This is a genomic window from Pseudomonas sp. HMSC057H01 (assembly GCF_001836405.1).
Taxonomy (GTDB): Bacteria; Pseudomonadota; Gammaproteobacteria; order Pseudomonadales; family Pseudomonadaceae; genus Pseudomonas; species Pseudomonas aeruginosa.
The window spans coordinates 51,614-60,256 of the sequence record NZ_KV828517.1; the positions used below are offsets into that span (position 1 = coordinate 51,614).

The 8,643-nt window shown below is 67.4% G+C and carries 8 protein-coding genes and 1 pseudogene; 3 read left to right on the top strand and 6 right to left on the bottom strand.

Features of this window, described 5'->3' with window-relative positions; all coding sequences use genetic code 11:
- The first annotated feature begins 51 nt into the window (after window positions 1–51).
- Entirely contained in the window at window positions 52–1,713 is a 1,662-nt protein-coding gene (locus HMPREF2581_RS28905; protein WP_003136949.1) for a hypothetical protein, read from the top strand.
- Between the two features lie 281 nt (window positions 1,714–1,994).
- Entirely contained in the window at window positions 1,995–2,378 is a 384-nt protein-coding gene (locus HMPREF2581_RS28910) for a helix-turn-helix domain-containing protein (RefSeq protein ID WP_003104304.1), read from the top strand.
- Window positions 2,379–2,392: 14 nt separating this feature from the next.
- On the opposite strand, the gene HMPREF2581_RS28915 is transcribed toward HMPREF2581_RS28910, so the two are convergent.
- The 4 genes from HMPREF2581_RS28915 to exoT all read right to left on the bottom strand — a co-directional run bounded on the left by HMPREF2581_RS28915 (window position 2,393) and on the right by exoT (window position 5,995).
- Window positions 2,393–3,058, bottom strand: coding sequence for a DUF799 domain-containing protein (locus tag HMPREF2581_RS28915; protein WP_003083573.1), 666 nt, complete (start codon window positions 3,056–3,058; stop codon window positions 2,393–2,395).
- A complete protein-coding gene (locus HMPREF2581_RS28920) occupies window positions 3,055–3,408 on the bottom strand; it encodes a DUF4810 domain-containing protein (protein ID WP_003083569.1) in 354 nt (117 codons plus the stop codon). The genes HMPREF2581_RS28915 and HMPREF2581_RS28920 overlap by 4 nt, the downstream gene beginning before the upstream one ends.
- 30 nt (window positions 3,409–3,438) lie before the next feature.
- Window positions 3,439–4,125 (bottom strand): CsgG/HfaB family protein, encoded by a 687-nt coding sequence (locus HMPREF2581_RS28925; RefSeq protein ID WP_003083559.1) that lies wholly within the window; start codon window positions 4,123–4,125, stop codon window positions 3,439–3,441.
- 541 nt (window positions 4,126–4,666) lie between these two features.
- Window positions 4,667–5,995, bottom strand: a complete 1,329-nt coding sequence (exoT, locus tag HMPREF2581_RS28930; protein WP_003136948.1) for a T3SS effector bifunctional cytotoxin exoenzyme T — start codon at window positions 5,993–5,995, stop codon at window positions 4,667–4,669.
- 163 nt (window positions 5,996–6,158) lie between these two features.
- Between exoT and HMPREF2581_RS28935 the strand changes: the two genes are divergently transcribed.
- A complete protein-coding gene (locus HMPREF2581_RS28935; protein WP_003136947.1) occupies window positions 6,159–7,568 on the top strand; it encodes an MgtC/SapB family protein in 1,410 nt (469 codons plus the stop codon).
- A gap of 270 nt (window positions 7,569–7,838) precedes the next feature.
- Here HMPREF2581_RS28935 and HMPREF2581_RS28940 read toward each other — a convergent pair whose 3' ends face one another.
- Entirely contained in the window at window positions 7,839–8,234 is a 396-nt protein-coding gene (locus HMPREF2581_RS28940; RefSeq protein WP_003083536.1) for a hypothetical protein, read from the bottom strand.
- Between the two features lie 212 nt (window positions 8,235–8,446).
- Window positions 8,447–8,610 (bottom strand): annotated as a pseudogene (locus tag HMPREF2581_RS33375) (transposase); the annotation flags it as partial.
- Window positions 8,611–8,643 lie beyond the last annotated feature (33 nt).

The following is an 8,643-nucleotide window of genomic DNA, read 5'->3' on the forward strand; positions in this document are numbered from 1 at the left end:
CCCCGCCGCACCGATCGACCCATGAACCGAACAAGAACAGGAGTCCACCCGATGCGCTACGCCCGTCACGCAAGCCGATACTCCCTCTTCACCCTGGCCGTCTCGGCAGCCCTGCTGCCCGGCGCCGGCTGGGCCGCCAACGGCGACCTCGCCGGCGCCCGCAAGCCGCCCAGCGTCGCCTGCTCCTGGAACCGCGAGGCAGCGTTGTCCTACGAGGAGCGCCGGCTCGACACGCCGCTGCCGTTCAGCGGCGCCAACGTCGTCACCCACGACCAGACGCCGCTGGCCGAGCGCATCGTCAAGGGCGCCGGCTTCGACGGCTTCGAACCGGCCTTCGCCAAGCGCCTGTGCGCCGCCGACGGCCGCACCCCGGTCACCAGCTACGCCAAGGCACTGAAGCTGGTCACCGAAGAGGGCCGCGCGCTGTGGCGCGCCGCCGTCGACCGGGCCCAGGGGCGCCGTGCCATTCCCGCCGGCGCGCTGCCGGCCAGCGATGACCGCATGCTCTACTGGACGCGCCTCTACATGACCCGCACCCTGCGCCAATGGGCGCCCTCCTTCCGCCTCGGCAAGGCCCAGGCCCAGGCGCTGCAATGGCGCTTCGAACGCGCCTCGCGCGGACAGTTGGACATCGACCTGCCGCGCCGCTACGCCGCCGACGGCTCGCGCTACCGGCGGATGATCATCAGCGGCTTCGACGTCTTCACCCTGGGCACTCCCGGGACGGCGAACACCGGCCTGCGCAACGGCAACCCCTCGGGCGCCACCGCCCTTGCGCTGGACGGCCGCGAGTTCAGGCTGGCCGACGGCAGCCTGCTGCGTATCGAGGCCTACCTGTTGCCGGTCAGCTACGACCCGTTCAACCGCGGCATGCAGGAAGACACCCTGGGCCCCTGGTTCCGCCCCGGCCCGCGCCGGGTCGACGCCTCCGTCACCATCAGCCAGGGCGGCGCCAACCAGTTCTGGCTGGAGGCCTGGAACGGCCGCTTCCACGGCTCCTCCGCCGGCAACGACGGCATCGTCTACTGCCCCGCCGACAGCGCTTTGCCCAACTACGTGCTTCCCCTGGGCAGCGTGACCAATCCCGGCACCGCGCCGATTTCCCTGCGCGGCTCCGGCTGCAATATCAACCCGCCGCGCCGCTGGCTCGGCTACGACAGCGCCAGCCGCTGGCGGCAGAACCTGCCGGCGCAGTTCTCCAAGGCCTCGCTGCCGGTCCGCCAGTTGCTCGCCGCCGATACCTGGCGCGGCATCGAGCGGCCGCCGGGCGCTACCAGCCAGGCCGCGGAAGGCTTCGACGTCACCTGGCACACCAACTACGACTTCTTCCCCGATTGCGCCAACCCGCGCACCGAAAACGTGCCGACCAACGGGGTGATGAACGCCATGCCCGATCCCTCCCTGGTGCTCCCGCCGAACCGACGGATCTGCGCGCGCAACGGCGGTGGCGGCGACTACCTGTCCAACGAGAGCGCCTACCGCAACACGGTGCTGCGCGACGCGTTCCGCCTGGAGATTCCCGCCGGGCACATCCATGTCCCGGTGATGAACAACTACTACACCGGCGTACCGGCGAGCGGCGGCGGCGCGCGCAACGACAACGCCATCAGCGACGCCCGCTACGAGGCCTACCGCAGCGCCATCGTGGCGCAGACCCGGGCGCTGCTGGTGGGCGTCGGCAACGCCCTGGCGCAGGGGGCGCAAGCGGACTAGTCCTCGCCAGGCGCAAGGCCCTCGCGACCTATCGCTTCGCCGCGGAGCCAAACTGCCGCCGACGCAGGCCAACTGGACCGTAGCCCGTCGCTTCAGCCTCTACTGAATCGAAAAAGGCGGCACGCGGGGAAACCTCGGACTCACGACCCGGAGCTTTCCCAGGCCCGCGCCGGAACGGTAGGGCAGAGTCGAAGAGTGCGAACGCCGATGATGGAGACAACCGCCATCGCCCGCATCACCGGGGCGGTGGCAAGGATTTCCCCTGACTTGGAGAGTTTTCCATGAGCTTCGCGCAGAATCTCCTACGCCTACGCCAGCAGAACGCCCTGACCCAACGGCAGATGGCCGAGCGACTGGGCGTCACCGTGAGCCAGTTGCGGCACTTCGAAACCAAGGGCGGGCACCCGTCGCTGGTGGTGCTGCAAACCATCGCCGGACGTTTCGCGGTGCCCCTCGACTGGCTGGTCTGCGAGCGCAGCGAGCGGCAGGCGCTACCGGAAGACCTGCGCCTGCAGTTCGAGGCCATCGGCCGCCTGCGGCTGGACGAGCGGCGCGCCATCCGGGCGTTGCTCGACGACCTGATCCGCCAGTACATGGCCAAGCGCAACGCAGCGGCCAAGCCCCTCCCGGCGGCTTGCGCCGAGGCCACGGAGACGTCCCCGTAGCCCCGGCGCACGGCTCAGTCGCTGCCGTACCTCGGCGAGCGCGGGCCGTACAACAGTCCGCCCGGCTGGCCGGCTGAGAGCAAGCGCGCACTGGTCATCCCGGCGATCGGATAACCGGCGTCCTCCACCGAACTGTTGATGATCTGCTTGACCGCCGCGGTGATCAGCATGCCCACCAGGCCGCCGTTGTTGCCGCCGTTGCCTTCCTCGCTGGAGGCGGTCGCCGAGCCGGTCCACAGGGTGGTGCCGGATCGCAGGTCGACCAGCTTGGCGCTGGCGGTGACGATGGTCGCGCTGCTGATCACCATGTAGCGCGTGCCGTAGTCGCTCACCGTGACGTACAGCGCCGCGTCGGCGCCATAGATCTCGCGCAGCTTGGCCGGGGACACCTGGTGCACGTCGCCGGCGCTGGTCAGGCCGTTCTGGCGGAAGGTCTCGTCGGCCAGCGCCACCGGCACCACGTAGTAGCCGGCCTCGGCCAGCGGGAAGGTGACCTGCGAGAGCATGCTGTAGGTCGCCTTCACGTCGGGCGACTCGTTCAGCGGCGGCAGGACCAGGATCGAGCGCGGCTTGGCCTGCTTGAACGCCGAGTAGTCGACGCTCTTGGTCGGCGCGCAGCCGCCGAGCAGGGCCAGCAGGGTGAAACCGGCCACCAGGCCGGATAGTCGGGCGAGTTTCAACGGGCACCTCCACGGGCGTTGTTCAGGAGGAAGTCCATGTAGGTCGCCGACTCGGGAAACAGCGCCTTCTCGGTCTCGAACTCGCGGACCATCTGGTCGTCCTTGCCGATGCTGGAATAGAGCAGCCCCAGCTGGGCGTGGTAGCCCGGCGGCACCGCGCCGTTCTTCGCCCGGATCTTCTCGAGGTCGGCTTCCAGCGCCTGCGCCTGGGCCTCCTTGGATTCACCCTTGAAGTATTCGTGGACCTGGGCCTGGTAGCCCTCCCACTGGTACAGCGTCTTCGGTCCGCTGCACCCGGCCAGCGCCATGCTCCCCAGCAGCGCCGCCGTCCATGTGATCGTCTTGCTCATGTGTGCCGTGATTCCCTGGTTTCTGGTGGATTATTGGTTCTGTGGCTTCCAGGCGCCGCTATCGACCGCGTTGACCAACTTGTTCACCGCCTCGCGCATGGCCAGGTCGAGGACCTTGCCGTTGAGGGTCGAGTCGTAGCTGGCGGTGCCGCCGAAGCCAATCACCTCGCGGTTGGACAGGGCGTACTCGCCAGCGCCCTGGGTCGAATAGACGACCTCCGAGGTAGAGATGTTGACGATGTTCAGCGCCACCTTGGCGTAGGCGATCTGCGACTTGCCGCGGCCGAGGATGCCGAACAGCTGGCGGTCGCCGACTTCCTTGCGGCCGAACTCGGTGACGTCGCCGGTCACCACGTAGTCGGCACCCTTCAGGCGCTGGGCCTGGCCCTTGATCGCCGCTTCCTGCTGGATCTCGCTCATGTTGTCGCGGTCCAGCACGTTGAAGCGATTGGTCTGCTGCAGGTGGGTGATGAGAATGGTCTTGGCCTGGCCGCCGAGGCGGTCGACGCCATCGGAAAAGATCCCGCGCATGTAGCTGGAGCGGTTGTCGAACTTGCCTACCGCAATCGGCGAACGCACGCCGCTGTAGGGTCGGTTGACGCTCTCAACCTGCTGTACCGGCAATGCGGTGGAGGTCTCGGTGGCGCAGCCCGCCAGGCCGGCCAGGGTGGCGACGGCGAGGAGCGGCAGTAGTGCTTTGTTGGCGCTGTGACTCATGGGGTTCTCCTGGAAAAAAACGCTATCGACGCGGAGCGGCTTCTAGCCGACCCGTGTGCGGAAAAGAGGGCGTAGTGAAAATCGAGGAAGGCCAGGCGGCACGGCGGCGCGCCAAGGCGAGGGGCGAAATGGGGTGGCCACGTTTTCTTTCCTTGAAATACGAATGCGTCGATCAACCGGCGCTCCCGGCCGGCCTTTGGAAATCCGAAAGAATCGTGCGGGAAGCGATGCACGAACCGTATGAGCCATCAATAGGCCATCTCGGTGGGCGGCAAAGTTACCACAGTTATTCCGATCGTTTCGTTATGCAGGAAGCATACTCGGGGAATTCTGACTGCGTCTCGTTCGCAGGATCGAGGTGGGATGCCAGGCGCCGGTGTCCGCCACCAACCGGTGGCAGCCAGGCAGGCCTCCTTGCCGCCCATTGCGCCCGACGCTGTACGGCGCAAATGAAAACGGACACCCCTTGGGAGTGTCCGTCTCTGCCGTCGACCGGTCAGGCCAGGTCGAGGCCGCGCATTCTCAGGCGCAGGTCCTGTTCTTAGGGCTTGCCTGAACGATCCGTCCCGGTTGCCAGGTCCAGGGCATCGAGCAGTCCCTCGCCGTGGCCGCTCCGTTCCCCCAGCGTGGCCTCTTCGAGCACCCGACGGGTCACACCCTGCCCATCCTTGGCGCTGAGCAGTACGCGCATGTCGGTCCCCTTGTCGTAGAGGATCTCCTGCTCATCGCCCTCGATCGATATCTCGCTGACATCGATCCCGGATCTGCCGAACAGGGTGGTTATCGTGCCCTGGCCCGCGAAGCTCCTGGCAACGCCGGGGTCCCGGGAGGTGGAGAGATAGCCGGCGTCGTGGCCGACCTGGCCCTCTTTCACCGCCTCGAAGGCATCCCTGCCCTGGGTGCCGCGGAAGGTCTTCACGACCTGTTCAGCCGGTCCGCTCTTTTCGAACGCGGCAGACATGCCCCGGTCGATCAACGCCTGGCCCGCATCCAGCTCCCGTCCCTGACGCAGGGAACGATTCAGGTGCTGGTACTCGCCGTTGGTATAGAGACCGAGCGCCATCACCTCGGCATCGCTGTACGGCCCGTCCGGGTGTTCGCCGAGGTACTGCTCCGCCTCCAGCCCGAAGTGCTCCACCAGGCCATCCGCCAGCGCCTTGTCGACAGGCTCGCCCTTTACCTCGCTCTCTACCGCGTGGCGCAACAGGGCGACCTTGTCCATTACCGCATGCAGTTGGACGGCGATTTCGCGCAGTTGCTCCGGGCTTGCGCTGAGTACATGCTGGCTGGCGGCACCGCCCGCGGTCCCCCACTGTTGCAGCGCGATCCCCCCAACGCTCTGTTCGAGCAGGCGGGCAGCCTGGGTACGGGAAGCCTCGATCCGGCTGCCATCGCGAATCCCGACCAGGGCGGTGGCCAGCGAGCGCAGGGCGCCGTCGCCGCTGGCCAGGCGCGTGTGATCCTTCGCCAGTCTCTCCTCTGTCAAAGTCGCCAGCTCGCTCGCCTTGCCAAGTCCGCCCAAGGTCAGGGGCAGTGCCTTTTGCAGCATCATCTGCTTGATCTCGGCGGCCGAGAGACTGGCGGCAGGCGGCGCGTCCTGACGGGAGAGCGGCGCCTGGGTGGCGGTGTGGGCACGGCTCCCCAGCAGTTTGCCCAGCCACTCGATGATCGCCACGAAGGGACGCGCGAGGGCAGCCCCCAGGCGGGAGAGCAGGCCCTCGCCCTTCGGTGCTTCCTGGCGCTGGGCCAGTTGTTGCGCCTCCCGGGGAGTGGCCACCTGGCGGGCCTCGACCTGTCCCAGGCGCCCGGCCACGGCCTGGCTCAACTCAGCCACGAAAGACGGGTTCTGCTGAGATGATTGAATATGCATGATGATTGACGTCTCCTGATGTTTCCCCGCCAGTCTAGGAACGAGGCGCCCCTCCGCCTATCAGGATTGGTCGTGGTTTTTTTACTGTTGGCGGCCGTCGGAGCACGCGGAAAGAAAACCGTCAGCGGCCGAAAAACAGCGGACTTTCCCTACGCCAGCTCCCGTGCGCCTACACCGGGGCGGAGAACCCGATGGATACCGGCGGCAGCGCCGGCCTCATGGCGGACGGCGTACCACCGTGCAGGCACCTCGGGGTCGTCTGCTGCTATGGTGCGCACAGGCACGTCGCCATCCTCTCTCCCGGCGAATGGAATCGAGCATGACGCTTTCCCTGGATCTGTTGTTGAGCCTGTGCACGGCCCTGGCCATCGGCCTTCTGATCGGCGCCGAGCGCGGCTGGCAAGAGCGCGACCACGAAGATGCGCGGCAGATCGCCGGAATCCGCACCTTCAGCCTGGCCGGCCTGCTCGGCGGCTTCGCCACCCTGCTCGCGGGCGAACTGGGCAGCGCAGTCTGGGTAGCCTTGCTGCTGGCCCTCGCGGCGCTGGCCGTGGCCGGCTACGTGAGCGACGTCAGGCGTGGCGGCGACCAGGGCATGACCACCGAGATCGCCCTACTGATGACCTTCCTCCTCGGCAGCCTCGCCCTCACCGAACAGCGCCTGCTGGCTGCCGCCGGCGGCATCGTGCTGACCCTGCTGCTGAGCCTCAAGGACAAGCTCCACGCCCTGCTGAAGCGCCTGACCGCCGAGGAACTGTCGGGCACCCTCAAGCTGCTGTTCATCTCCGTGGTCCTGCTGCCGGTGCTGCCCAACCAGGGCTACGGTCCCTGGGCGTTCTTCAATCCCTACCTGACCTGGTGGATGGTGGTGCTGATCGCCGCCCTCGGTTTCTCCGCCTACCTGGCCATCCGCCTGATCGGCTCGCGCAAGGGCCTGTTGCTGACCGCGGTGCTCGGCGGCCTGGTGTCCTCCACGGTGATGACCCTGACCCTGGCGCGCCTGCGCGAGCGCATGCCCGACGCCCTGTTGGCGTGCGCCCTGCTGGCGACCTCGGCGCTGATGTTCCCGCGCATCCTCGTCGAGATCGGCGCGATCCACCCGGCCTTGCTGAAGGAACTGGTCCTGCCATTCGCCGCCACCACCCTCGTCTACCTTGGCGGCACGCTGTTCCACGCCCTGCGCGGCGGCCGCGCCAGCCAGGAGGCGCCCGACGAGCCAGGCCTGCGCAACCCCTTCGAACTGCTCCCGGCCCTGCGCTTCGCCGCCCTGCTGAGCGCGATCCTGCTGTTGGTGGAGGTCGGCCGGCGGCTGTTCGGCGATGCCGGCATCTATGCGGTCGCGCTGCTCTCCGGCCTCGCCGACGTCGACGCGATCACCCTGTCCCTGGCCCGCGCGGCGCAGGGCGAACTCGATCCAGGCGTGGCCAGCCGCGGCATCGCCCTTGCCGCCCTGAGCAACAGCCTGGTCAAGGCCGGCCTGATCGTGCTGGTGGGCGGCAAGCGGCTGGCCCTGCAAACGCTACCCTTCAGCCTGGCGGGGCTGCTGGTAGGAGCGCTGCTGATCCTGCTGTGAGGCGCCGGGGAAACCTCGGAGCGCCGCTGGACGAACGCGACGACAACCGCCTGGCGCCCCGCATCAACCTGCGCGGCTACTGGCTGCAACGGCCGGGTTTCAAGGCCAAGGACCGGACCAGGACCCGGGTGAGGCAGGGCGGCCTGGCGATCACGGCGGAGCGAGGGGAGGGGACGCCTCCGCGCTGGACTGAGGCGTCTCTGCGACGTCGGAGACAAGGCGGTGGCTGGCTGAGCCAATCACCCTTTGCGGCGTGAAGAGCGCCTGGAACTAGCGGCACTCACCCCGCGCGGTCGCATCGACCACCCTGCCCGAGGCGTCGGCAAAGAACTCGTAGATGCAGGTGTAATAGCCGCTCTGGTTGGCCGTGCCGGTCTTCTGGTTCAGGACCGAGCTGTTGGGCGTATTGCCATGGCCCTGCTCGTAGTAGGTGTAGTCGTAGTCGTGGCTATAGTTCTCGTACTCCTTCCACACGTACTTCTGCCTGGCGGCATCCCCCGTCACACGTTCCGGCTCGCCGAAGCGCTTGATCACGTCCTGGATCGGCAAGCCGATCCAGGACTGCGCATCGCTACGCGCGCGACTGCCATAGGCCTCCATGACGCACCCCGACACGCTGATCGCAAGGGCCGCCAGGGCGGTGAGTCTCAGAGCCAGTACCGGCATATTTGCTTCTCCTTCCATGGCGGCCTGCCTACGCGGCATCCCGCTCCCTTTGCGCGGGTCGGTGTGCTGCGAATGGTAGGGGGCCGGGGCCCGCCCGTTCAACGGGAGACGGCGGTTTCCGGTGTACTAGTACATTGGGGCGCTGTGCGACGGGGCAGTAGAAAGGAGGGTCGGCAAGCCGCCAGGAGCAGATGGATATGGGTGGTTATTCAGCAAAATGCATGGAGCTTGTTATCGAAGGCATCCTCGAGGTCCCGTAGATCGGAGAGGTAACGCTGGTAGTCCTCGTCCTCGGCGAATACCACTTGCCGATTGTGTCCCCGCTGGACCATGTGAAGCGGATAATTCGGTAAACCACTCGCCCTTGCCTAGGCATCGCGGAGCCTCCTTACGGCGTCTGCACTGGAGC

Excerpts from the sequence above, each read along its gene's own strand:
- HMPREF2581_RS28925 (WP_003083559.1), bottom strand. The coding sequence starts at position 4,125 with ATGAGTCACAGCGCCAACAAAGCACTACTGCCGCTCCTCGCCGTCGCC.
- HMPREF2581_RS28940 (WP_003083536.1), bottom strand. The coding sequence starts at position 8,234 with ATGCCGGTACTGGCTCTGAGACTCACCGCCCTGGCGGCCCTTGCGATC.
- HMPREF2581_RS28920 (WP_003083569.1), bottom strand. The coding sequence starts at position 3,408 with ATGAGCAAGACGATCACATGGACGGCGGCGCTGCTGGGGAGCATGGCG.
- HMPREF2581_RS28905 (WP_003136949.1), top strand. The coding sequence starts at position 52 with ATGCGCTACGCCCGTCACGCAAGCCGATACTCCCTCTTCACCCTGGCC.
- HMPREF2581_RS28910 (WP_003104304.1), top strand. The coding sequence starts at position 1,995 with ATGAGCTTCGCGCAGAATCTCCTACGCCTACGCCAGCAGAACGCCCTG.
- exoT (WP_003136948.1), bottom strand. The coding sequence starts at position 5,995 with ATGCATATTCAATCATCTCAGCAGAACCCGTCTTTCGTGGCTGAGTTG.